We start from the raw sequence: 25,808 nt of genomic DNA, 5'->3' as shown, positions 1-25,808 counted from the left end.
TTTATATACATCATGAACAAGAAAACCGTAACAATCTTTACCTTGGCTATGCTGGGAGCACTTCAGTCTTCTGCACAGCAGAAGACTCCATTGTCTTACTGGTTTGACACGCCTGTCACCTTGAAGGGACAGCAAATCTGGTATGGTGGTCATCCCGAGAAATGGACAAACAAGAAACCTATCTCTGCTGGTGATACCGCCCGCAATCCCGATCCTGATTGGGAGTCAAAGTCATTGCCTATCGGTAATGGCAGTATCGGAGCCAATATTCTGGGGTCCGTGGAGGCTGAGCGCATCACGCTGAATGAGAAGACGCTCTGGCGTGGCGGTCCGAATACCAAGAAGGGCGCTGCCTATTATTGGAATGTGAACAAGAATTCTGCCCATGTGATGCAGGAAATCAGAGATGCCTTCGCTGCCAACGATTGGGAAAAGGCATCCCAGCTCACCCGCAAGAACTTCAACAGTCCTGTGCCATACGAGTCTTATGCAGAAGATCCATTCCGTTTCGGTAGCTTTACTACGATGGGTGAGGCGTATATCGAGACAGGATTGAGCACTGTGGGTATGTCCAAATATCGCCGTGCCTTGTCGCTCGATTCGGCATTGGCTACCGTTTCTTTCGTCAAGGATGGTGTAAACTATGAGCGTGAGTATTTCATTTCTTATCCAGCCAATGTGATGGCTATCCGCTACAAGGCTTCCCGTCCGGGCAGGCAGAATCTCGTATTCTCTTATGCGCCTAACCCTGTATCTACAGGCAAGATGGTGGCTGATGGCAAGAATGGGCTGCTTTGGGATGCACGTCTCGATAACAACGATATGCAGTATGCTGTCCGCATCCGTGCCATCAACAAGGGTGGTAACCTGTCGAACGAAGGTGGAAAGCTGACCGTGAAGTGTGCTGACGAGGTGGTATTCCTCATTTCTGCCGATACCGATTACAAGGCAAACAATAATCCGGATTACAATGATCCTAAAACCTATGTGGGCGTGGATCCGCTGGCTACTACTCTGGACTGGGTGAGCAAGGCCGAGGGCAAGGGTTACGCACAGTTGCTGGAGGAGCATTACAAGGATTATAGCCGTCTCTTCAATCGTGTAAGCCTGAATCTGAATGATGTGGATAACGCCAACGATATGCCAATCGATGAGCGATTGGCTAACTACCGCAAGGGGGCAAAGGATTTCTATCTGGAGCAGCTCTACTATCAGTTTGGCCGCTATCTGCTCATCGCCTCTTCGCGTCCAGGCAACATGCCTGCCAACCTGCAGGGTGTATGGCACAACAACGTGGATGGTCCTTGGCGTGTTGACTACCATAACAACATCAATCTGCAGATGAACTACTGGCCAGCCTGCACCACCAACCTGAGCGAGTGTGAGCTTCCGCTCTTCGACTTCATCCAGACACAGGTGAAGCCGGGTGAGAAGACTGCCAAGTCATATTACGGTACCCGTGGCTGGACTACATCTGTATCCAGCAACATCTTCGGTTTCACCTCTCCGCTGTCAAGCGAGGATATGTCGTGGAACTTCTCTCCATTCGCCGGTCCATGGTTGGCTACCCATCTCTGGGATTATTACGACTATACCCGCGATAAGAAGTTCCTGAGCGAGACAGCATACGATATCATCAAGGGAAGTGCCAACTTCGCAACAGATTATCTGTGGCATCGCAAGGATGGTGTTTATACAGCAGCTCCTTCCACATCTCCAGAGCACGGACCGATAGACGAAGGTGCAACCTTTGCTCATGCCGTGATTCGTGAGATTCTGCTTGATGCTGTAGAGGCCAGTAAGATTCTGGGCAAGGATGCCAAGGATCGCAAATTGTGGGAAGATGCCCTGAAGCATATTGCTCCTTACCAGATTGGTCGCTATGGACAGTTGATGGAATGGTCGAAGGATATTGATGATCCTAAGGATGAGCATCGCCATGTGAACCATCTCTTCGGTCTGCATCCTGGCCGTACCATTTCGCCTATTACTACTCCTACATTAGCAAAGGCTTCCAAGGTGGTATTGGAACATCGTGGTGATGGTGCTACCGGATGGTCTATGGGCTGGAAGTTGAACCAGTGGGCTCGTCTGCACGATGGCAACCATGCTTACAAGCTTTATGGCAACCTGTTGAAGAATGGTACATTGGACAACCTCTGGGATACGCATGCTCCATTCCAGATAGACGGTAACTTTGGCGGTACTGCGGGTATCACCGAAATGTTGATGCAGAGCCATATGGGCTTTATCCATCTCCTGCCAGCCCTGCCTGATGCATGGCAGAAGGGTTCCATCAAAGGACTCCGTGCCAAGGGTAATTTCACGGTGGATATCTATTGGGACAACGGCCGCCTTACCAAGGCTGTTATCCTCTCTGGTTCCGGTGAACCTTGCCAGGTAAGATATGGAGATAAGGTGAAGAAGATGAAGACCCAGAAGGGCAAGACCTATGAGGTTAAGTTTTAATCAATAAAAAAGTGGTTGAAAAAACGGATGTACTTTCCGTTTTTTCAACCACTTTTTTATGATTATTCCTTGAGATGCTTCAATCTTCTCTTAGCCTCTGGATGTCCTGGATAGAGGGTGAGAGCCTTCTGGTAATTGGTGATGGCCGCTTCTTTCATTTCGGCTCTCTCACATTCCTTACCCATGATGACATATTCCGTGGCAAGGCGCTTGAGGAATTTCTCCTGTTTCTTTTTCTCTTCATCTTTCTGCCTGATTACTTCCTTTAGACGCTCGTTCTCCGCTTGCAGTTCATTCATCTTGTTGAGTTTCTTACGGATGAAACGTTTGGCAAGAGGGTGCTCGATGTCGTAACGGCTATGGATGGCTAGGAAGAAGTTATCCAGAGCTGCTTGCATGTCTCCCTTGTCGTATGCCTTGACAGCATCATGATATTGTTTGTCTGCCTTACTCTGTGTAAGAGCCGTATGGATGGTGCTCTGGTCGTTGTAATGACGGGCAAACTGCTTGACTTCGTTGCGGACGAATATCTCGTTTTGGCGAATAGGTTCCTGCAGGCTGATTCCTTCCAGACTGGTGCAACGTGATAAGGCTACGTAGGTCTGACCGCCAGCGAAAACACCGCCGGTAAAATCTATCTTTACCTGATTGAAGGTCAGTCCCTGACTCTTATGAACAGTAATCGCCCAGGCAAGTCGGATAGGGTATTGCTCATATCTTCCAATCTCCTCTTCCTCAATCTTCTTTTCCACCTCATTGAAATGGTATCGCATGTTGCTCCAGGCAGCAGGTTCAACCATCACATCTTTTCCCTCTTCTGTGCGTACATAAATTTTGGCATTCTCGTCTTCGTCAAAGCCGATAATGGTGCCCAGCGTACCGTTTACCCATTGGTGCTCGATGTCGTTCTTGATAAAGATAATCTGAGCACCCGTTTTCAGGTAAAGCTCGATAGGGGTTGGCAGACTGCTTTCTGGGAATTCTCCTTGTATACGTCCCCGGAAGAGGCAAGGTTCGCCAGGCAAAAGCTTGAGCTGACTGTCATTGATGTAATCTACTGTATCGCGACGGGTGGACAGGGTGATGGCAAGCTTGGAGTCGCCTTCATCCAATTGGGCGCCAACACGCTGGTTTAGCAACTTCAGGTCCTGCATTCTTGCCTGACTGGTCCGGATGTTGTCGAGGATACCGATAAAGACAGGGTCGCTTTGGCGGTATACTTTCTTGAGTTCGATGCTGACCAGTTGGAACTGTTGGAAAATCTTGGCATCGAAGAAGAAACTGCTGCGGTAGAAAGGATTGAGCAGTTTGCGGTCGTCTTCTCTGACAACGGGTTCCAGCTGATAGATGTCGCCCACCAGCAGAAGCTGTTTTCCACCGAACGGTTCTCTCATGTTCCGGCAATATACTCGCAATACCTTGTCGATGAAATCGATGATGTCGGCACGTACCATACTGATTTCATCTATGATGATGAGCTCTACTTCACGGATAATCTTGATTTTCTCAGAATTATACTTCAGTGTGTTTCGGATATTGCGCACCGAATACATACTGTCGTTGGGCAGCAATGGGTGGAAAGGTAACTTGAAGAAACTGTGCAAGGTGCTTCCACCGGCATTGATGGCTGCGATGCCTGTAGGTGCCAGGACGATATGTTTTTTCTTGGTATTGGCAGCGATATAACGTAGAAAAGTAGATTTACCCGTCCCCGCCTTTCCGGTGAGGAAAAGCGAACGACGGGTAAACTGTATGATTTGGAGTGCATTCTGCAACTCCGCATTATCGAGATCAATCATATTATTCTATTAGAGGTCATCGAAGTTGATAGGCTGTTCTGTTGGCTTAGCCTTCTTCTTCTCTTTCTTTTCTTCTGTAGCAGCAGGAGTGGTAGTTGGGGTGGTTGTTGTAGCCTCTCCATCCGTCTTCACTGTCGGAATTTCCTTCTTAATAGGGTTTCCGTTTTCATCAAGGAGAATTTCTTCTGTGAAGGCAGTACTGTCCACCTGTGTTGTATCAACCTTTGGCTTTGGTGCATAGCTGGCACAGATATACATGTCTCTTGTGATGTCATCGTCCTTTGGCTTATCGAACTTGGCATGATATTCCTTGAATGCAGGATCAGCGAAGAGCGTCTGCAGGAAGTAACCGCAGATAGGCAATGCTGTTCTGGCACCCTGTCCCAAGGCTCCTGTTCGGAAGTGGAGGCATCGGTATTCTCCTCCTACCCAGGCACCAACTACCAGTTTAGGACTTACACACATGAACCATGCGTCAGAGTGATTATTGGTTGTACCGGTCTTACCGCCAAATTCTGTGTCACGGTAATTACCTACATAGCCCCAGAGACTCTGTGAGGTACCACCCGGTTCTCTCATACCACCCTGCAGGAGCTGTTGCATCAGGAAGGCACTCTTGTACGGAATAACCTGTTCCTCTGTACTTGGTCCTTCATAAACCACCTTGCCGTCATGGTCAACAATCTTGGTCACCAATACAGGGTCGTGATGCTTACCGTTGTTAGAGATGGTGCTGTATGCGCAAGCCATCTCCAGCAGGTTGACATCGCTGGAACCCAAGGCGAGTGATGGAGTATCATCGAGCGGACTGTCGATACCCATTTTCTTGGCGGTTTCGATGATGCGCTTGATGCCCATTTCCTGACCCAGTCTTACGGCAATGGAGTTGATACTCTTGGCAAATGCATTCTTCAGTGGGATGCTATCGCCAGAGAATGAACCGTTGGCATTGCCAGGAGTCCAGGTTGTCATCTCGTGCTTCTTCTTATCGTATACCTGCATAGAGATATATTCATCGCGGCGCTTGTCGCAAGGAGTCAATCCCTGGTTCATGGCTTCTGTATAAACGAAGAGCTTGAAGGTAGAACCCGGCTGGCGCTCGGCTGTTACCTTGTCATACTTCCAGTGGTCGAAGTCGATGTCGCCCACCCATGCCTTCACGGCTCCTGTCTGTGGCTCCATGGCTACGAAAGCACTGTGCATGAAGGTAGTCATATACTTGATACTATCTTCAGAAGTCATGTTGATAGTGATGCTTCCCTTGTCGTAATCGAACACTTTGACAGGGTGAACCCACTCCTTATAATAATAGGTGACAGAATCTGGATTGTTTGGGAATTTGGCCAGCAGATTCTTATAGAAAGGCTGCTTTTCAGCAATGCCTTGGATAAAGTTTGGTATCACCTTGTGGTTCTCGTCCTGCCAAGGTTCTTCGCCCAGCCATTTTCCTTTACCAGCCTGAGTACGTCGGATGCTCCAGTGATTGTTGAAGTTCTGCTGTACCTGCTTCATCTGTTTGCGGGCAGCATCCTCGGCATACTTCTGCATGCGAGTATCGATGGTTGTATAAATCTTCAGACCGCTTGAGTAGAGGTCATAACCTTCCTCCTGGCACCAGTCTTTCAGATAATCGGCTACGGCTACGCGGAAGTATTTTGCCTGTCCGTCATAGTTCTCCTCTACCTTGAAGTCGAGTTTGATAGGAAGCTCTTTCAGCTCTTCATACTCGGTACGAGACAGATCGCCATGAGTCAACATGTTATATAATACGGTGTTTCTGCGCACCCGACTGTTCTCTGGATTGGTGCGCGGATTATAATAGGTAGTTGCCTTGAGCATACCTACCAGAATAGCAGCCTGATCTGCAGTCAGGTCTTTTGGATTCGTATTGAAGTAGGTCTTGGCTGCAGTCTTGATACCGTATGAATTATTTCCGAAATCTACCGTGTTGGCATACATGGTGATGATTTCCTTCTTGGAGAAAGCGGTCTCCAGCTTTACGGCAATAATCCACTCCTTGCTCTTGATGATGAGCAGTCGGAGCAAAGGCACCTTGCCCAGCAAACCGGTAGAATACTGCGAGCGTACGCGGAACATGTTCTTAGCCAACTGCTGTGTGATGGTAGACGCACCACGGGCATCATGATGCAGGAGGGCGTCTTTGGCAGCACCGAATACACCGATAGGGTCGATACCGATGTGCTTGTAGAAGCGCTCATCTTCCGTATCAATCAAAGCCTTGAAGAAGGCTGGATTCACCTCTTCATATTTTACAGGTGTACGGTTCTCGTTGAAGTATTTGCCAATCAGCTTGCCATCGGCACTATATATCTCTGATGCCTCTGAAGTCTGCGGATTCAGAATACCGGAGAAATAGCCTGGTGACTTACCGAAAAGCCACAGGAAGTTGATGTCTACTGCGCCCAGATAAATAATGAAGGCGATGATACAACTGACGAATGCGACAATGGTCTTGGTATACCAAGACCTACCTTGATACAAACTCTTGTACCAAGCCCAGAAAGCACATAGCTTATGCCATATTCCGGCAAAGACTGTTTTGATTTTATTCATATTAACTTATCTGTTTTTATCGGTGCAAAGATACAACTTTTATTCGAAATATCATCATTCATTCAGTTTTTTATTTGTTTTGGATATCCATTAGGGGGGATAAAATGTTTCAGGAAGTTTATCAAATGTTACATTTGGGTATAAATAAACGTTTTTTTATATTTTGAACGGAAAAAAAACTCAGAATTTGCTTGCAGAAATCAAAAATATTTGTACCTTTGCCCTCAGCAAAAAACAAGCATATATATAAAAACTTAAATAAAAACATATATAATTATGGTAAGCAACAACATTCCACAAGTAAAGCTCGGTATTATTGCCGTTAGCCGTGACTGTTTTCCAATCGCGCTTTCTACTCAGCGCCGTGAGAACATCGTAAAAGAGTACAAGGGTGAAATTTTCAACTGTCAGACTACAGTTGAGAACGAGAAAGATATGCTCAAGGCTGTGGCCGAAGTAAAGGAGCAGGGCTGCAACGCCTTGGTTGTATTCCTTGGTAACTTCGGTCCTGAGACCCCTGAAACTTTGATTGCAAAGAACTTCGACGGTCCTGTTATGTTCGTAGCAGCTGCTGAAGGTGACGGAGATATGATCAATGGTCGTGGTGATGCATACTGCGGTATGCTCAACTGCTCTTACAACCTCGGTATGCGTCATTTGAAGGGTTACATCCCTGAGTACCCTGTTGGTACAGCAGAGGAAGTAGCTAAGATGATTGCAGACTTCGTACCAGTAGCTCGCGTCATCCTCGGTTTGAAGGGCTTGAAGATTATCACATTCGGTCCACGTCCTCAGGATTTCTTCGCTTGCAACGCTCCAATCAAGGGCTTGTACGAACTGGGTGTAGAGATTGAGGAGAACTCAGAGCTCGATCTCCTCGTAGCTTATAAGGAGCACGCGAACGATCCACGTATCGACGAGGTTTGCGCTGATATGGCCAAGGAGATGGGCGAAGGCTGCTACTATCCTGATCTCAGCCGTAGAATGGCACAGTTTGAGTTGACATTGCTCGATTGGGCTGAGGCTCACAAGGGTTCTCGCCAGTATGTAGCATTCGCTGACAAGTGCTGGCCTGCATTCCCAAGCCAGTTCGGTTTCGAGCCTTGCTATGTAAACAGCCGTCTCGTTAGCCGCGGTATTCCTGTAGCTTGCGAGGTTGATGTCTATGGTGCATTGTCTGAGTACATCGGTATGTGTGCTTCTGACGATACCGTTACATTGCTCGATATCAACAACTCAGTTCCTCGGTATATCTATGATGAGGACATCAAGGGCAAGTACGATTACAAGTTGACTGATACCTTCATGGGCTTCCACTGCGGTAACACTCCACAGTGCAAGATGTGCTCAAGCCGTAAGATTAAGTATCAGCTCATCCAGAACCGTTTGTTGGAGAATGGTTGTACACCAGACTTCACCCGTGGTACTTTGGAGGGTGATATCGCAGCTTCTGACATCACATTCTACCGTCTGCAGTGCGATTCAGAGGGCAACCTCCGCAGCTACATCGCAGAGGGTGAGGTTCTCGATGTTCCTACCCGTTCATTCGGTGGTATCGGTATCTTCGCCATCAACGAGATGGGCCGCTTCTATCGTCACGTATTGATTCAGAAGGGTTATCCACACCACGGAGCCGTAGCATTCTCTCATGTAGGCAAGACCTTGTTCGAGGTATTCAAGTATCTTGGCATCAAGGATATCGCTTACAACCAGCCAGCTAGCTTGCCTTACCCAACCGAGAATCCTTGGAAGTAAGATAAGATTCGTATGAAATAAAAAAGGCGATTGCTTTTCCTGCAATAGGAATGGCAATCGCCTTTTCTATTGATGTGATTATTAAAAAAGATAAAATAACAGATGCTCTTCTTGGCAATCTCCGAAATATGTGCTAAGTTTGCACCATGAATGAACCAAGATTTATAGAAATAGAAGATTTGAAGCCTGATTATCTGGAAGCGATTAACAGACTGATTGCGCAGCTGAGTACCAGTTCGCATACCTTTACTGAGGCAGAATTGAACAGTCTTATCGCCTCACCTCAAAGCCATCTCTATGCTTTGGAATATGATGAGAAAATCATCGGAATGGTAACTCTCTGTATCTATCAATGTCCTACAGGAAGGAAGGCATGGATAGAAGATGTAGTGGTTGACCAGAACCATCGCGGCAAGGGATATGGAAAACTGATGGTTAGAAAGGCGATGGAAGAATGTCAGAACAGGGGGAATGTAACCCTGATGCTTACTTCGCGCCCTTCTCGCATTGTTGCCAACCAGCTCTATCAGAGCCTGGGCTTTGAAAAACGGGAAACCAATGTCTATAAAATGAAATTCTGAAATACCATATAGCGAGGAGAGTATAAATAAGGCAAGGATTACACGGATTTATGGCGCTAATGCAATTGAAGCGATTTTTCTTCTTATAAGGAATCCGTGTAATCCGTGCCTAAAACTGCAAAGAGCCACTCTTTTTGTTTCTAAGAACTCCGCCACTAAAAGAAACGGCATTTTTGAACATTTTGTGATATTTTGTGAATAGTGATTATTTGCAGAAAATTAGTACCTTTGCACCAGAATTCAATAGTATTGTATACCAGAAGAAATATATTAAAAATGAACATGAGAAAAATCATATGTTTTTGTTTGACTCTTGGGGCATTTTCTACGATGATGGCTCAGGAGACTTTATCGCTGAGCCAGTGCTTGCAGATGGCAGTAGACAATAACCTGTCGCTGCAGAAAAGTCGCAATGAGATAGCAAAGGGAAAGTATTCCATCAGCGAGAACCAGGCGAAGCTGCTGCCGCAGATCAACGCCGTGGCACAGTTGAACGATAACTTCACGCCTCCCGTTTCCGTGACTGACGGTTCTGCCTACGGCAAGCCTTACAATGTTACCAAAACCCTGCAGTATAATGCTTCAGCAGGCTTGCAACTCCAGATGCCGCTTTACAACCAGATGGTGAATACTGCCATCGACATTGCCAAGATAGCAGACCATCTCAACCAGCTCTCTTACGAGAAGGCGCGCGAAGACCTCATCGTGCAGACTGCCAAGATGTATTACATGGCGCAGAATACGGCTGAGCAGATCCGACTGGTGAATGACAACATCAAGCGCCTGGAAGAACTCTATGGCATCACCCAGGCTTTCTACGACAATCAGATGACCCTGGAAGTGGATGTGAAGCGAGTGAAACTCAACATCGAGAATCTCACCGTGCAGCGCGATAACGCCATCGCCATGCTCGACCAGCAATATACCATGCTCAAATATGTGATAGATTATCCTGCAGAAAAGCAAATCAAGGTAACGGAGGTGAATCCGGGAGAGATAGAGACGGTGAATGCCAACGGATTGAACACCAATCTCTACGAACTCCAGCTCCTGGAGAAGAGAAAGGAACTTGCCCAGAAGCAGACCAAGTTAGCCAAGGATGGCTATCTGCCTTCGGTGAGCCTTACCGGTAGCCTGATGTATTCTGCCTTCACCGATAAGATAGAACATTGGATTCATTCGGGCGAATCAAACCACTGGTATGGTTCCAACGGCATCGGCATCCAGCTGAGAGTGCCTGTCTTCGATGGCTTCGAGAAGCGTTCCAAGATAAGACGTGCCAAAGTGGAGGAGGAGAATGCCCGCATCGGATATGAGGATGCACTCAAGGGAATGCAGGCAGACTATATGAACGCCGTGAGCGAGGTGAACAACAGCCAGCGCAACTACAAGAAGCAGTTTGACAACTATACCCTGGCGCAGGATGTATATAATGTGACTGCCGACCAATACAAGGAGGGGGTAGGTTCCATGACCGCCGTTCTCCAGGATGAGATGCGCATGAGCGAGGCAATGAACAATTATCTTACCGCCTATTATAAATATAAGGTGGCAAACCTCTCGCTCCTGAAACTCACAGGACAATTGGAACAGGTAAAATAACAAAGGAATCATAAAGAAACAAATAATCAGAATAAAACAATGGAACAGAACGAAAATAACAAGATGGAAACAGCTCGTGAGGAAAATGCAGAAGCTACTCAGATGTCTCACGAGGATAATGCAGCAACCACTCAGATGTCTCACGAAGAAATGCAGAAGAAATTGAAGAAGCAGCGCATCCGCCAGATCATCGCCAGTCTCATCGGCGTAGCCATCCTCGTCTTCGGACTCTGGAAGATTGTCTGCCTCTTCCTGGATTATAATGCCAACGAAACCAGCAACGATGCCCAGGTAGAGCAGTATATCTCTCCTGTCAACCTCCGCGCATCGGGCTATATTGCCAAGGTTTGTTTCAAGGAGCACGAGGAGGTTCATAAGGGTGATACCCTTCTTATCCTTGACGACCGTGAGTATCGCATCCGCCTGATGGAGGCTGAGGCGGCTCTGAAGGATGCCAAGGCTGGAGCCAACGTCATTGATGCTACCCAGCAGACCACCCAGACTTCGGCTACCGTCTATTCTGCATCCATCGATGAAATTGAGGTGCGCCTTGCCAAACTTGCCAAAGACTGCGAGCGCTATCGTAACCTGGTAGAGAAGAAGGCTGCTACACCAATCCAGTTGGAGCAGATCGAAGTGGAATATGCGGCTACCAAGAAGAAACTGGAGTCGGTAAAGCGACAGCAGGCTGCTGCCTATAAGGGCGTGAACGAGGTGGTTACCCGCAAGCAGAATGTGACAGCTGCCATCGAACGTGCTGAGGCTGCGGTGGAGATGGCGAAGCTGAACCTCTCTTATTGTGTGGTTGTAGCGCCATGCGATGGTAAGTTGGGTCGCCGCTCTATCGAAGAGGGACAGATGGTGAACGCTGGAACCACCATCACCTATATCCTGCCTAATGCCCAGAAGTGGGTTATCGCCAACTATAAGGAAACTCAGGTAGAGAATCTCTATGTGGGTCAAAAGGTACGCATGACGGTAGATGCCATCAGCAACAAGGAGTTTGAGGGCACCGTTACCGCTATCTCCGGAGCAACCGGTTCCAAGTATTCTCTTGTTCCTACCGATAATTCGGCTGGTAACTTCGTGAAGATTCAGCAGCGTGTGCCTGTAAGAATCGACTTCACTAACCTCAGCAAGGAAGACAATGCCCGCCTGGCAGCAGGTATGATGGTGATTGTGAAGGCGGAGAGAAAATCAAAGTAATGGAATATGGAAGAAGAATATAAGAATTATCCGTTCTATAGCTGGGTGCCGAAACCGCTGGGCATTATCTTCATGATCATCCTCTTCGTGCCGATGATTACGATGAGTGGTGTCTATTCCGCCAATAGCGGTGAGATGATGAGCGGACTGGGCATCCAGTCGGAATACATCGCCTTTGCGGGCTTCTGTACGTCGATAGGAATGGCTGCTTTCTCGCCATTCTTCTACGAACTGGTGTGCATCCGAAGAGAGAAGATGATGTGTATCGTGGGATTCTCCATTCTCTTTCTGCTCAGTTTTGTCTGCGCCCAGACCGATTCGCTGTTCATCCTAGGCTTGTGTAGCTTGCTGATGGGCTTTGTCCGACAGACGCTTCTGATGGCGCATCTCTTTGTACTCATCCGATATGGTTTCGGTATTGAGGCAACGAAGAATCTCACGCCGGGTTGCGAGCCTACCACCGAGGAGGCTTGGGATGCGATGGATTCAGAAAAAATGGTTTCCCAGCCGGTTATCTATCTTTTCTTCATGATTATCGGACAGTTGGGCACCTGGCTCACGGCTTGGCTTGCCTATGCCTACGAGTGGCAGTATGTATATCATTTCATGATGGCATTCATGTTGGCGGGCATCATCATCGTGTTCTTCACCATGCCTTATCATAAGTATCCGATGCCGAAGTTCCCGATTACGATGTCGAAGTTTGGCAATGTCACGGTGTTCAGCATCATGCTCTGTTCGTTTGCCTATGTGATGGTGTTCGGCAAGACGCTGGACTGGTTTGATGATCCTACCATCCGTATCTCTTCAGTGGTCTGTCTCATCTTCACCGCCCTGTTTATCTATCTGGAGAAGACCCGCCGTTCACCTTATTTTATCATGGAGGTGTTCCAGCTCAGGGTTGTCAATTACGGCATCATGCTGTTCTTCCTTCTGATGGTCTGCAACTCCAGCGCCATGTTTGTGAACGTATTCACCAATGTGGGAATGAAGATAGACAACTGGCAGAATGCCACTCTGGGCAACTGGGTGATGGTGGGATATACCGTGGGTTTGATTTTTGCGATCATCGCCAGAGCCAAGAATATTCATCTGAAGTGGATGTACTGTCTGGGCTTCCTCTTTATCGGAGGCTACGCCCTCTTTATGTATTTCGAGGTACAGAACGACGGCATGTATGAGCGCATGAAATGGCCTATCATCATCCGTTCTACGGGAATGATGCTGCTCTATTCACTCATCTCCACGATAGCCAATCAGCGCATGCCTTACCGCTTCATGTCCACCTGGGTCTGCATCATGCTCACCGTCCGTATGGTCATCGCCCCATGCATCGGTTCGGCGCTCTACACCAATGTGTTTCAGCATCGCCAGCAGTATTACGTTACCCGCTTTGCACAGGATTATGACCGTACCAGCTTGGAGACGGCAAAGACCTATGACCAGACGGTGATGGGCATGCAGTATCAGGGTAAGAGTGTAACTGAGGCGCAGAATATGGCTGCCATGAGTGCGAAGGGCAAGGTGCAGGTGCAAGCCACGCTGGTATCCATCAAGGAGATGGCAGGCTGGACCTTCTATGGCTGTCTGGTATGTGCCGGCTTGATGCTCGTAATACCTTGGCGCAAGCGCAACATCAAGGAATTGACCCGCGAGTATCTGTTGAAGAATGTAGATGTGAAATCCCTGGGAAGAAGGTAGGAAAGAGGATGCAGATTCTGCCGGAAGCGGCTGGATTCTGCTAAAATATCATAAATAATCAAGGTTATCATTCGAGGGGATTGATATTTTTGTTATCTTCGCATTTCAAGCAATTAGAAAAAATGGAGATAACAGATAATATCATCATATATGAGGCTCAGGAAATTCCTCATTTTCTGATGCAGCCTTTCTATTCTGATTATGTCGGAATAGTCATTTGTCATCAAGGGATGTTCCGTTTCTGTGTAGACGGAACATCCTTTGTTGCGTCTATGGGGGAGTCGGTTTTTTTCTCTCCCGGCACTCTGTTGCAGGTTCAGGAAACCTCTCCAGATTTCCGGTTTACCTTGCTTTTCTACCGTGTAGAGCAGATTCGCCACATGCTGGGCAATACCGTTGTGAGCATGCGCCTTTATTCTACGCTCTATCCTTCGGCTTGTACCGTGGCGCATACGGGTTATGAGGAGATGCTGTCGTCTTATGCCCAGATGCTTCTCAAGTTGGAGCAGAAGGAGGAGCCGGATACCTACAGCCAGTATGAGCAGAAGCTGCTTCTCATGGCGGTAACCTATCGCCTTTGCAGCATCTTCTCTTCTACGTTCAAGGCGGCGGGTAAGGAGATGGAGCGCAAGGTAGAGGTCTTTGAGTCGCTGGTCAAATTGATAGAGGAACATTTCATGCGTGAGCGCAGTGTGGCTTTCTATGCCGATCAGCTCTGCATCACTCCCAAATATCTTTCCGTTATCGTGAAGTCAGTATGTGGCAAGACGGTCCAGCAATTACTTTTCAAGGCGATTATCCGTCGCAGCATTTATCTGATGAAGAATACGAACAAGACGATTCAGCAGATAGCCAGTGATCTCAGCTTCCCGAATGCCTCAGCCTTCGGCACCTTCTTCAAGAAGCATACCGGTTTGTCGCCTAAGAATTACCGGATGGGGGCGGAGTAGCGCCAAGAGAAAAACTCTACTCTCAATTCCACTCTTCACTCTTCACGTATATAGTGTAAAGCGTTGAGTATTAGATATTTATGGCTGTGAAGAGTTACGCCGACTCTTCACCACTCTTCACCACTCTTCACACGATTGATTTTTCTGCTGTTTATCAGGGAAATTAGAGGTCCAAGAAATCGGAATAAGGCTCAAGTAAACTTTAACAAAGCCTTACGTAAATTTTATCTGAGGCTTAAACCAAACTTAAAGCAGGCTTAAACCAAACTTAAAGGAGGCTTAAACCAAACTTAAAGGAGGCTTAAACCAAACTTAAAGGAGGCTTAAACCAAGCTTAATAGAAGCCTGATGCTGGTCACAATAGAGGCTTGATGCTGGTCACAATAGAAGCCTGATGCAGGTCACAATAGAAGCCTGATGCTGGTCACAATAGAAGCCCAAATGGTGAAGAGTGGTGAAGAGTTGTGAAGAGTCGGCGTAACTCTTCACCGTAGTAAGTAATTTGTATTCAGTTATTTATGCCACATGTGTGAAGAGTGAAGAGTGGATTTGAAAGTAGGGGTCACACGCAGAAGAATTCCGTCTGCCATTATGCTTTTGGTGAAGCGTTTAATAGGCATATAGAAATCTCTATCCCGACGTAGTATTTTTTATCTTTCGACGGCACAATATTGCCCGCCTAGGGGCAATATTGTGCCTTAGTAAGGCAATAAGTGAAATGTCCCCATTCGCATTTGAAATCTACAGGATTGCACATGAAACTTACAGACTTCCATCCGTTTCTTAGTAAGAGAAATAATTATTATCGCTATTATCTGTGTTAAAAACCCAAGAATTACTTCGTTTCTCATTATTTTTTATTATCTTTGCCCCAAATAACAATTAAAAACAAAGGATATGAGCACATCAACATTACGTGTACCTACTTCATTTAGGTTACCAGCAGAGCTTCTTGAGGAGCTCAAGGAGTGTGCTAAGGCTACCAATCGTAGCCTTAACAATTATGTAGAATCCATTCTTATGGATTTTATGAGTAAGAACAAGACCATGAAGGAAAATGTGATTACTCCCGATTTGCAAGCGAAGCTTGACAAGGCGAGAGAAGAACATAAAAACGGAGAAACTCTGTGCTTTGACACAGCACAAGATGCTATCGCATGGATGGAAACTTTATGATATATCGAATAGAATTCTCTAAGGATGCACAGAAGGTCATTAAGAAATGGAAGAAATCAAATCTACCTCTATTCAAAAAACTAGAGAAGTTGATTCCAGAACTTTCTGAGCACCCTAGAACAGGTAAAGGACATCCAGAACCTTTGAAAGGTGGAAACGACATCACGTATTCTAGACATATTACTGCCCAGGACAGGATTATCTATGACATACTCGATGAAGAAATTCTTGTGTCCATTATTGAGCTAGAAGGACATTACAATGACAAATAACCGAGTCCATATTTCTGTGGAATCGGTAGCTTATAGAATGTATAACAATAAAAAAAATAAGATATATAAGAAACAGAAAAGAAAGATATAACATAGTAAGATTATAAACTTGCGTTTACTAATTTGTTCGGAAACACTTAAATTTTGCCAGAATTAAAGTATTAGTACCAACGAAGAGTAAGTTCTGTAAACGCCTACGCTATAGCGTGGGCGGAACTTATCGTTGGTACGGGCCCGGCAAAAGCCTAAGTGTTGATAAGGGAAGCTCACGCTTCTTCTTTGTCTTCACTTCATCAAGGCTTTCTTTGGATGGCTTTCCAGCCAATCCTTCTGTCCGCTGCCCGTTTTACTCCGATAATGATTTAGTTCCAAACGCACCCATCAGCTATAGCAAAAGACGTTGGAGTTCGCTTCAATGTTTGTTGCTATACCTTATTATATATAGTAACCAACAATGAAAAGAGCTACGAATGGACAAATTAAGAATGCAGAGTAGTAATGGTGTCGAGGACAACATTACGAAAATTGCGCAGCTGTTTCCCGACTGCGTTACGGAGACCGTGGATGAAAGAAGCGGCCAGCCAAAGCACCTCATAGATTTCGAGAAACTCAAGCAGAATCTTTCTGATAGCGTGATGTCAGAAAGAGCGGAACGCTACCAGTTTACCTGGCCCGACAAGAGCAAGGCGATTCTCCTAGCCAACTCTCCTATCAATGCCACACTTCGCCCTTGCCGTGAAGATAGTGTTGATTTCGACAACACCCAGAACCTTTATATCGAGGGCGACAACCTCGATGTTCTCAAGTGTCTGAAGGAGACTTACTTACACAAGGTGAAAATGATTTATATCGACCCACCTTACAACACCGGAAACGATTTTGTGTATGAAGATGATTTCGCTCAGTCTTCAGAAGAATATCTCGCCAACTCAGGACAGTTTGACGAGCAGGGCAATCGTATGTTTACCAATGCCGAAAGCAATGGTAGATTCCATACCGATTGGTTGAATATGATTTATCCGAGATTGAAGGTTGCAAGAGACTTGCTGACCGATGATGGTGTGATATTTATTTCTATTGACGATACTGAAGTTGATAATATCAGAAAAATCTGCGATGAAATTTTCGGTTATCAGAATAGATTGGATAGAGGTTCTATGGTTTGGGTAAATCGTGGTTCCACAAAAGGTTTTTCCAAATTAGTAAAGAACCATGAGTTTATCTTAGCATATGGCAAAAAAGAAGAACTAGTACAAAGCTATTTTGGATTAAACAATCCCGAAGAACTGGAAAGTTTGGAACATTATTGCTACAATAAACCTAGTCCCAAAAATCCAACAACAGATGTTGTTTTTGAAAAAGGAACTAAAATAGAAGGACAGAAAGACATCACCTTTAAAAAACATGTTGGCGATGAAGTGCAACTAGAAATACTTGAAGGTATCATGACTTTCCATAATGGCATTCTACAAGATACAGTTACTCTTAGAGGTTCTTTCCCTTATTGTACACAAATTGCAAATTATTACAAGAACAAGAAACTCGGCAAAGAGACATTTGATAATAAAGGACAAAAATGGGTTGAAATATATTTCAATAGTAAAGGACTTCCCAGATACCGAAAAGAGCGTAATACAAAGATTATAAGTTCTGTCATAGATGAAAAAGGCATTCCAAACTATGGGTCAGAAGATATAGCAAAGCTTTTTGGAAAAAAAGAAATCTTCAATTTTCCTAAGCCAAAAGAGCTTGTCTATCACCTGCTTAATTATTTTACAAAGAACGAGGATTTGGTTTTAGACTTTTTCTCCGGTTCTGGAACTACGGCACATGCCATAATGAATTTAAACTTAAAGACCAATGGCAACCGCAAGTTCATCATGGTGCAGCTCCCAGAGAAGACCGATGAGAAGAGCGAAGCTTTCAAGGCAGGCTATAAGAACATCTGTGAAATAGGCAAGGAAAGAATCCGCCGTGCCGGCAAGAAAATCAAGGAGGAATCTCCTTTAACCACCCAAGACCTCGATACAGGCTTCCGTGTGCTGAAACTCGATTCCACCAATATGCAGGACATTTACTATTCTCCAAAGGATATTTCGCAAGCCGACCTTTTCTCGCAGGTTGATAACGTAAAGCCGGATAGAACTGGCGAAGACCTGCTCTTCCAGGTGATGCTTGAACTCGGTGCAACCCTGGATTCGAAAATAGAAACGACAACGGTAGCTGGCAAGACCATCTATAACGTTGCCGAAGGATACCTCGTGGCTTGCTTCGACCCGGATGTTACCGACGAAGTAGTAAAAGCCATCGCCCAGATGCAGCCAGCCTACGCCGTGCTCCGTGACACCAGCATGAAGGACGATTCTACCGCCACCAACTTCGAGCAGATTTTTAAAACATATTCTCCTGACACGGTCACCAAAATCCTTTAGAAAGGGATTTTGTAAGGTAAAAAAGTAAAAAGGTAAAAAAGTAAAAAGAGCATTTTTGCTGTGTTTACTTGAAACTTGTAAAAGTAAAAAGAGCTTTACTGATTACGATTATGAAACTGAAGTTTAAGATACAACAATATCAGACCGATGCCGTGGAGAGCGTCATCAACGTCTTCAAGGGGCAGCCCAACCAAGCCAACCTGGAATACAGGATGGATAAGGGAAAACTGTATGTGGTGGACAGCAAGAAGCATGACATCAAATTCGTTCAAACAGATGTCTTTGCCGATAGCGATGATGCCGGCAATAACCTGGGTTATAAGAACAACCGCCTTACCATGGATAAGGTGGCTCTCTTTGACAACATCCGGCAGATTCAGACAGAGAACAACATCCATCAGGATGAAGAACTCTGTCAGAAACTCGGTGCCTGCCAGCTTGATGTGGAGATGGAAACCGGTACGGGAAAGACATACGTCTATATCAAGACGATGTTCGAACTGAACAAGCAGTATGGCTGGACCAAGTTTATCGTGGTGGTTCCAAGCATTGCTATCCGAGAGGGTGTGAAGAAGAGCTTCGACATCACGGTAGATCACTTCATGGAGCAATACGGCAAGAAGGCTCGCTACTTCATCTACGACAGCAGCAGCCTCAACGACATCGACACCTTCTCACAGAGCAACGACATCAGCGTGATGATTATCAACACCCAGGCGTTCAACACCATGAAGGAAGGAGCCAAGAACAAGGCGGCACGCATCATCAACTCCGAACGAGATGAGTTCGGTTCCCGAAAGCCTATCGCCGTTCTTGCTGCCAACAACCCAATCATCATTCTGGATGAACCTCAGAAGATGGGAGGCGCCGCTACACAGACGGCACTCAAAGCCTTCAATCCGCTCTTCACCCTGAACTACTCAGCTACCCACAAGGAACACCACAACACGGTGTATGTGCTCGATGCACTTGATGCCTACAACCACAAACTGGTGAAGAAGATAGAGGTAGTAGGCTTCGAACTGAAGAACCTGAAAGGTACCGACAGCTATATCTATTTTGCAGAGCTGCTGCTTTCGAAAGACAAGGCTCCACAGGTAAAACTGGAGATAGAACAGCAGAGCACTACGGGAGCCATCAAGCGAATCTACAAGAAGTTGGGCGAAGGCGACGATCTCTATAGTGCCTCCGGAAACATGCTGCAATACAAAGGGTTCATGATTACCGACATCGTGGTGGATGCCCGTCAGCCAAGCCGAAGCCAAGTAAAGTTCAGCAACGGCGAAAGTCTGATGCTGAAGGAAGTAATCGGCAACGTAACTGCCGATCACAAGGCTCGCATCCAGATAAGGGAAACCATCAAGGCGCACTTCCGCAAAGAGAGTGCGCTCTTCCATCGCGGCATCAAGTGCCTCTCGCTTTTCTTCATCGACGAGGTTGCCAAGTATCGCCAGTATGATGAAGACGGCAATGCGCTGCTGGGACGCTATGGTGAGATCTTCGAACAGGAGTACAGGGCAGAGCTGAACGAAAATCAGAATATGTATGACCCGGAGTATATGCAGTATCTCAGTTGCATCCCTGTCAACAAGACTCATGAGGGTTATTTCTCCATCGACCCCAAGACCAAGCGCATCAAGGACAGCGATGAGAAGAAAGGAGCAGGAAGCGACGACGTATCGGCTTACGACCTGATTATGAAAGATAAAGAACGACTGCTGAGTCTCGACCCAACTTACTCGCCAGTTCGCTTCATCTTCTCCCACTCTGCCTTGAGAGAAGGTTGGGACAATCCGAACATCTTCCAGATCTGTTCGCTCCGACAGGCAAACAGCATCTCGCAGAAGCGTCAGGAAGTGGGACGAGGATTGCGACTCTGCGTTGACAACAAGGGAGTACGACAGGATGCCGATACCCTGCAGGGGCAGGTGCAGCAGATTAACCGCCTTACCGTGATTGCCTCTGAGGGCTATGCTGATTTCGTAAACGACCTGCAGAAGAATATTTCGGAAGATCTCTACGACCGTCCGAAGGTTGCCGACATCGATTACTTCGATGGAAAGACCTTCACGATTGAGGATGGCAGCAAGCATAGTATTACGACGTCGGAAGCCAAGAAGATTTATTTCTATCTGGTGAAGAATGGTTATGTGGATGACGAAAGTCATGTAACCGATGTTTACCGCTCTGCCGCAACATCAGGAACACTCGCCCCATTGCCAGACGAAGTAAAGCCATACGGCAAATGGATTCACAAACTGATAGAAGGCGTCTGGAACCCTTCTGCCCTTGACGGTATGATAGAAAACGGAAGTACGCCGCAGACTCCGGAGAACAGACTGAACGAGAACTTCACGAAGAAGGAATTCCAGGAACTCTGGAATCGCATCAACCACAAATACGCCTATACGGTGAACTTCGAAAGCAAGGAACTGATAGAGAAAGCCATTGCCGCCATTAACAAGGAACTGGTGGTTTCAAAACTGAGCTACGTGGTAACCCGAGGAGTGCAGAAGACGGAACTGAAACATGACGACATGAAGGCGGGCAGCATGATGGTGCAGGAGGAAATGCAGCATGATGACCTGAGAACGGATGTAGTAAGCACCGTGAAGTACGACCTGCTGGGCAAGATAGCCGCCAACACCCGATTGACCCGCAAGACCATCGCCGGGATTCTATCCCAAATCATGCCAAGCAAGTTTGATATGTACAAAATGAATCCAGAAGAGTTTATCCGCAGGGTAAGCCGTCTGATATTGGAGCAGAAAGCCACCATCATCGTAGATCATATCAGTTACAACGAGATAGAGGGAAGCTACGATTCCGCCATCTTTACGGAGGAGAAGCATACCTCGCTCGACAAGGCTTACCAGGGAAGGAAGAGCATTGTGGATTATGTGTTTACCGATGGAACGGCAAAGCTGAGTGTGGAACGCAAGTTCGTGGAAGACCTCGATACGAGCACCGATGTTGCCGTATATGCCAAGTTGCCAAAGGGTTTCCATATTCCTACCCCTGTGGGCAATTATTCTCCCGACTGGGCGATAGCCTTCAAGGATGGTGCCGTGAAGCATGTCTATTTCGTAGCCGAAACCAAGGGCAGCATGTCAACCCTCGACTTGCGAGGTATAGAAGATGGCAAGATAGCCTGTGCCGACAGGCTATTTGAACAACTCTCAGGTTCGGGCATCTACTATCATAAGGTAACCAACTACGACGACTTGATGGAATGGGTGAAATAATTCTTAATGTTAAATGTTAAGTGTTGAATGTTGAATGTTAAGCAATAGGACATGGAACAGCCGAAACAGATAAACAATACCAGCGAACGATTGGTGGACGACCTGAAATCGAGGTTGTCCACCCAAAGTCGCATATCCATCGCCGCCGCCTCTTTCTCCATCTACGCCTTCGAAGCCATGAAGGCGGAACTGGAGAAGGTGGAGGAAGTGCGCTTTATCTTCACCTCGCCAACCTTTGTGGCAGACAAGACGAAGAAAGAGAAACGGGAGTTCTACATACCGAAGTTGAACCGTGAACGCAACCTCTATGGTACGGAGTTTGAAATCAAGCTCCGCAACCAGCTGTCGCAGAAAGCCATCGCCAAGGAGTGTGCAGCATGGATCCGGAAGAAAGTGAAATTCAAGTCCAATTCTTCACAGGAAGGAATGGGCGGATTTCTGCATCTCTGTGATGGTGAACCTTCTGCCTTACCTGTCTTTGATATGAATGCGCCCAGCAAGCAGCATGTTTATCTTCCTTTTGATGATTTCAGCACCACCCAACTGGGTTGCGAAAAGGGCAACAATGTCTATACGATGGTCAATGTGCTGCCTTCTCCTTCTGCCGAGGCTTATCTGCAGATCTTCAACCAGCAATGGGAGAACGATGAGAAATTCAAGGACGTAACTGCCAGGGTTTTGGAATACATCGAGACGGTTTATCAGGAGAATGCGCCCGAATACATCTACTTCATCGCTCTCTACAACATCTTCCATGAATTTCTGGAAGATATTTCTGAAGATGTTCTTCCCAATGAGCGTACCGGTTTTAAGAACAGCCTCATCTGGAACAAGCTATACAACTTCCAGAAGGATGCGGCACTCGCCATCATCAACAAGCTGGAGAAATACAACGGTTGTATTCTTGCCGACAGTGTGGGATTGGGAAAGACCTTTACGGCGCTTGCCGTCATCAAGTATTACGAAAACCGCAACAAGAGTGTACTGGTGCTTTGTCCGAAAAAGCTGAATGAGAACTGGATTACCTTCCGTTCCAATTACAAGAACAATCCGATAGCTGGCGACCGTCTGCGCTACGACATCCTCTTCCATACCGACCTTTCACGAGAACATGGAAGTTCCAACGGCTTGGATCTGGACCACATCAACTGGGGCAACTACGACCTCGTGGTCATCGACGAAAGTCATAATTTCCGCAATGGAGGAAACGTGGATGAAGAGGAAGATGATGATGAGCAGCAGGAGGAAAGAAAGGAAAACAGATATCAGAAACTGATGAACCGGGTGATTCGTACCGGTGTGAAAACGAAGGTACTGATGCTGAGTGCTACCCCTGTGAACAATAGATTTGGCGATTTGAAGAACCAGTTGCAGCTGGCTTACGAAGGCAGAAGCAGCTCGTTTGACGAAGCATTGGGACTAGGCAAGAACGTAGATGACATCTTTACGAATGCCCAGAAGGTATATAACCACTGGGCAAAACTGAAGGCGGAAGAACGCACAACGGAAAGGCTGCTCAACGACCTGAGCTACGATTTCTTCCAGTTGCTGGATGCCGTGACCATCGCCCGTTCGCGCAGCCACATCATGAAGTATTATGATACAAGTGCCATTGGTGAATTTCCACATCGTCTGCCTCCTATCTCCCGTCGTCCGAAACTCACCGACATCAGCAATGCCATCAACTTCAGGGACATTGCCACAGAACTGGACAATCTGAACCTGTCTATCTACACCCCATCGCTCTATCTGCACGATAGCGCCAGAAACAGCTATACCATCGACTATGAGGGAAGCGGCTTGTCTATTGACGGACGAGAGAAGGGATTGCGAAATCTGATGGCAACCAATCTACTGAAACGACTGGAAAGTTCGGTCAACTCCTTCCGCCTCACCTTGGAGCGCATCACGGCTTACATCAATGAAACCATCTCGCTCATCGACCAGGAAGCTGAAGAGATAAGAGGTTTCAGACTCAGGGATATGGATTATATCAGTTGGCGAAGAGATCTGGCAGCAGATCAGGAAGTACTCAGGATGCTGCTCCTGATGCTGGAAGATATTACGCCAGCTCATGACAGCAAGTTGCAAATGCTGATAGAAGACTTGAAGGAGAAGTTTGCCCATCCTATCAACAAGGATAACCGGAAGGTGCTCATCTTCACAGCCTTTGCCGATACGGCAGACTATCTCTATCAGGAACTTGCCGAAAGAATCAAGGCAGATTGCGGACTGAACGCTGCCCTCATCACGGGTAGTACTGAGGGCAAATGCACCATTCCAAAGTTTGAGTGTACATTTAATAATGTTCTCACCTTCTTCTCGCCCATCTCCAAAGACAAAGGTGACATCTTTGATGAAAAGGACGCAGCCAAGAAACCGTGGATTCATGAAAACATCGATGTGCTCATCGCTACAGACTGTATCTCGGAAGGTCAGAACCTGCAAGACTGCGACTATCTGATTAACTACGATATCCATTGGAACCCCGTACGCATCATCCAGCGTTTTGGACGTATTGACCGTATTGGCAGCCGGAACAAGGATATACAGTTGGTAAACTACTGGCCTGATATGGAACTGGACGAATATATCCAGTTGAAAGGCAGAGTGGAGAGCCGTATGAAAGCCACCATTCTGACTTCTACTGGAGATGACAACCTACTGAGCGACAACGAAAAAGGTGACCTGGAATATCGCAGAAAGCAGTTGAAGCATCTTCAGGAAGAAGTGGTTGACATTGAGGATATGGACACCGGCATCAACATCATGGACCTGGGACTGAACGAGTTTCGTCTCGACCTCTTATCTTATATCAAGGAACATCCCGACATAGAGCATGCTCCTTTCGGAATGAATGCCGTGGCAGGTGCAAAGGGCGACATTAAGCCTGGCGTTATCTATGTGTTGAAGAATCGCAATAATGCCGTGAACATCGACAAGAAAAACCTACTTCATCCTTTCTATATGGTGTATCTGTCGGATGACGGCGAGGTAAACTGTGACCATCTTCATCCCAAGAAGCTGCTGGATACCCTGCGATTGCTCTGCAAGGACAAGAAGGAATACGACAGAAACTTTTGTGCCCTGCTAAGTAAGGAAACCAGCGACGGCAGACACATGGAACATTATAGCGACCTGTTGCAGAAGGCCATCGACAGTATGGTACGCATCAAGGAAGAGAGCGACATAGACAGTCTTTTCTCGCTGGGTGAAACCACGGCTTTGACCAATGAGATCAAGGGATTGGATGATTTCGAACTCATCACCTTCCTGGTTATCAGATAAGCAATCTCTTTAATCATAAAGTTCCAAGTTCAATGTGCAAAGTAAAAAAGAACTTATGAATATATTAAATTTCCCCGACTTTACGTTGGTAAACCGAGTAGTACCCAAGGTGGCTTTTTACAGCCATCTTGAGGTAACGGCTCGCATGAAATCTGCATTTATTGAGAATGTAGAGCAGGTAGTTTGGCTCTATAAGTTGGCACCCAGTAATCTGCATGTGACAGATGGAAAGGATGTTCACGAACTCACCATCTTTCTTATTAAACTTAAGAAAGGAATTTCAGACTGTTCAGACATCTTCCGCTATATTGATAGCAAGTTACCCCGACATACGTTTTTCATCATTCAACAGGATAACCGATATCAGTTATTGGTAAACTACAAGCAATGGAAGGATGCTTCTGCTGGCACATTCGAGATCATCAAGTCATTTTCTACAGACTGGTTATCAGAAGAAATGCTATCTCTCCGTCTGGATAGTTCTTCTAATATGGATACACTCTATGAATCCTTGGTTCGGCAGATTGCATCAACCCAGATTACTTCTTCTCAGCAGAATCTGCATCAAGCTGTTTTCCAGACCATTCAAATAGAAGCAATAAAAAAGGAAATGGCTGCTATCAGAAAGAAAGAACTGAAAGAGCAGCAACCGCAAAAGAAATTTGCCTTGCATCAAAAATACATGCAGCTAAAAAAGAAGCTGGAGGAACATATTTAGTGATATGCAAAATGTAGCTATGATGGTCGCGAAGGGTTCC

The 25,808-nt window shown here is 46.4% G+C and carries 15 protein-coding genes; 13 read left to right on the top strand and 2 right to left on the bottom strand.

Annotated elements, in window-relative coordinates:
* Positions 1-48: 48 nt before the first annotated feature.
* Positions 49-2,469, top strand: a complete 2,421-nt coding sequence (locus tag ACQRBJ_RS03620; RefSeq protein ID WP_445302896.1) for a glycoside hydrolase family 95 protein — start codon at positions 49-51, stop codon at positions 2,467-2,469.
* Between the two features lie 62 nt (positions 2,470-2,531).
* On the opposite strand, the gene ACQRBJ_RS03615 is transcribed toward ACQRBJ_RS03620, so the two are convergent.
* Entirely contained in the window at positions 2,532-4,268 is a 1,737-nt protein-coding gene (locus ACQRBJ_RS03615; RefSeq protein WP_445302873.1) for an ATP-dependent DNA helicase, read from the bottom strand.
* Between the two features lie 9 nt (positions 4,269-4,277).
* Positions 4,278-6,842, bottom strand: coding sequence for a transglycosylase domain-containing protein (locus tag ACQRBJ_RS03610; RefSeq protein WP_441931593.1), 2,565 nt, complete (start codon positions 6,840-6,842; stop codon positions 4,278-4,280).
* A gap of 276 nt (positions 6,843-7,118) precedes the next feature.
* Between ACQRBJ_RS03610 and ACQRBJ_RS03605 the strand changes: the two genes are divergently transcribed.
* The 12 genes from ACQRBJ_RS03605 (at position 7,119) to ACQRBJ_RS03550 (ending at position 25,768) form a co-directional block, all read left to right on the top strand.
* Positions 7,119-8,597: an L-fucose/L-arabinose isomerase family protein gene (locus ACQRBJ_RS03605; RefSeq protein WP_294968637.1), complete on the top strand. Its 1,479-nt coding sequence runs from the start codon at positions 7,119-7,121 to the stop codon at positions 8,595-8,597.
* 146 nt (positions 8,598-8,743) lie between these two features.
* A complete protein-coding gene (locus ACQRBJ_RS03600; RefSeq protein ID WP_294968634.1) occupies positions 8,744-9,178 on the top strand; it encodes a GNAT family N-acetyltransferase in 435 nt (144 codons plus the stop codon).
* Positions 9,179-9,460: 282 nt separating this feature from the next.
* Complete coding sequence (locus ACQRBJ_RS03595) at positions 9,461-10,780, top strand: TolC family protein (RefSeq protein ID WP_294968631.1); 1,320 nt, start codon at positions 9,461-9,463, stop codon at positions 10,778-10,780.
* A gap of 135 nt (positions 10,781-10,915) precedes the next feature.
* Complete coding sequence (locus ACQRBJ_RS03590) at positions 10,916-11,986, top strand: HlyD family secretion protein (RefSeq protein ID WP_445302895.1); 1,071 nt, start codon at positions 10,916-10,918, stop codon at positions 11,984-11,986.
* Positions 11,987-11,992: 6 nt separating this feature from the next.
* Complete coding sequence (locus ACQRBJ_RS03585; protein WP_295346058.1) at positions 11,993-13,687, top strand: MFS transporter; 1,695 nt, start codon at positions 11,993-11,995, stop codon at positions 13,685-13,687.
* Positions 13,688-13,809: 122 nt separating this feature from the next.
* On the top strand, positions 13,810-14,637 hold the full coding sequence (locus ACQRBJ_RS03580; RefSeq protein ID WP_445302872.1) for a helix-turn-helix domain-containing protein: 828 nt from the start codon (positions 13,810-13,812) through the stop codon (positions 14,635-14,637).
* Between the two features lie 897 nt (positions 14,638-15,534).
* Positions 15,535-15,813: an Arc family DNA-binding protein gene (locus ACQRBJ_RS03575; RefSeq protein WP_445302871.1), complete on the top strand. Its 279-nt coding sequence runs from the start codon at positions 15,535-15,537 to the stop codon at positions 15,811-15,813.
* The gene (locus ACQRBJ_RS03570) at positions 15,795-16,085 is read left to right on the top strand and encodes a Txe/YoeB family addiction module toxin (RefSeq protein ID WP_445302870.1); all 291 of its coding nucleotides are present in this window, start codon (positions 15,795-15,797) and stop codon (positions 16,083-16,085) included. Before ACQRBJ_RS03575 ends, ACQRBJ_RS03570 begins: the two co-directional genes overlap by 19 nt.
* Before the next feature lie 470 nt (positions 16,086-16,555).
* Entirely contained in the window at positions 16,556-18,517 is a 1,962-nt protein-coding gene (locus tag ACQRBJ_RS03565; RefSeq protein ID WP_445302869.1) for a site-specific DNA-methyltransferase, read from the top strand.
* A gap of 110 nt (positions 18,518-18,627) precedes the next feature.
* A complete protein-coding gene (locus tag ACQRBJ_RS03560) occupies positions 18,628-21,762 on the top strand; it encodes a type III restriction-modification system endonuclease (protein ID WP_445302868.1) in 3,135 nt (1,044 codons plus the stop codon).
* Between the two features lie 51 nt (positions 21,763-21,813).
* The gene (locus ACQRBJ_RS03555) at positions 21,814-25,050 is read left to right on the top strand and encodes a helicase-related protein (protein WP_445302867.1); all 3,237 of its coding nucleotides are present in this window, start codon (positions 21,814-21,816) and stop codon (positions 25,048-25,050) included.
* 55 nt (positions 25,051-25,105) lie between these two features.
* Positions 25,106-25,768, top strand: a complete 663-nt coding sequence (locus tag ACQRBJ_RS03550) for a DUF4391 domain-containing protein (RefSeq protein WP_445302866.1) — start codon at positions 25,106-25,108, stop codon at positions 25,766-25,768.
* Positions 25,769-25,808: the final 40 nt, after the last annotated feature.

It is taken from the genome of Prevotella sp. SGI.167, from assembly GCF_050313615.1.
Lineage (GTDB): Bacteria > Bacteroidota > Bacteroidia > Bacteroidales > Bacteroidaceae > Prevotella.
Note: the sequence above shows the minus strand (reverse complement) of the source record. Positions and strands in the feature narration are given on the sequence as shown.

What these genes read in the sequence shown, in the direction of transcription:
- ACQRBJ_RS03600 (WP_294968634.1), top strand. Translation starts at nt 8,744, where the DNA reads ATGAATGAACCAAGATTTATAGAAATAGAAGATTTGAAGCCTGATTAT.
- ACQRBJ_RS03585 (WP_295346058.1), top strand. Translation starts at nt 11,993, where the DNA reads ATGGAAGAAGAATATAAGAATTATCCGTTCTATAGCTGGGTGCCGAAA.
- ACQRBJ_RS03595 (WP_294968631.1), top strand. Translation starts at nt 9,461, where the DNA reads ATGAGAAAAATCATATGTTTTTGTTTGACTCTTGGGGCATTTTCTACG.
- ACQRBJ_RS03555 (WP_445302867.1), top strand. Translation starts at nt 21,814, where the DNA reads ATGGAACAGCCGAAACAGATAAACAATACCAGCGAACGATTGGTGGAC.
- ACQRBJ_RS03550 (WP_445302866.1), top strand. Translation starts at nt 25,106, where the DNA reads ATGAATATATTAAATTTCCCCGACTTTACGTTGGTAAACCGAGTAGTA.
- ACQRBJ_RS03560 (WP_445302868.1), top strand. Translation starts at nt 18,628, where the DNA reads ATGAAACTGAAGTTTAAGATACAACAATATCAGACCGATGCCGTGGAG.
- ACQRBJ_RS03570 (WP_445302870.1), top strand. Translation starts at nt 15,795, where the DNA reads ATGGATGGAAACTTTATGATATATCGAATAGAATTCTCTAAGGATGCA.
- ACQRBJ_RS03615 (WP_445302873.1), bottom strand. Translation starts at nt 4,268, where the DNA reads ATGATTGATCTCGATAATGCGGAGTTGCAGAATGCACTCCAAATCATA.
- ACQRBJ_RS03590 (WP_445302895.1), top strand. Translation starts at nt 10,916, where the DNA reads ATGTCTCACGAAGAAATGCAGAAGAAATTGAAGAAGCAGCGCATCCGC.
- ACQRBJ_RS03575 (WP_445302871.1), top strand. Translation starts at nt 15,535, where the DNA reads ATGAGCACATCAACATTACGTGTACCTACTTCATTTAGGTTACCAGCA.
- ACQRBJ_RS03620 (WP_445302896.1), top strand. Translation starts at nt 49, where the DNA reads ATGCTGGGAGCACTTCAGTCTTCTGCACAGCAGAAGACTCCATTGTCT.
- ACQRBJ_RS03565 (WP_445302869.1), top strand. Translation starts at nt 16,556, where the DNA reads ATGGACAAATTAAGAATGCAGAGTAGTAATGGTGTCGAGGACAACATT.
- ACQRBJ_RS03580 (WP_445302872.1), top strand. Translation starts at nt 13,810, where the DNA reads ATGGAGATAACAGATAATATCATCATATATGAGGCTCAGGAAATTCCT.
- ACQRBJ_RS03610 (WP_441931593.1), bottom strand. Translation starts at nt 6,842, where the DNA reads ATGAATAAAATCAAAACAGTCTTTGCCGGAATATGGCATAAGCTATGT.
- ACQRBJ_RS03605 (WP_294968637.1), top strand. Translation starts at nt 7,119, where the DNA reads ATGGTAAGCAACAACATTCCACAAGTAAAGCTCGGTATTATTGCCGTT.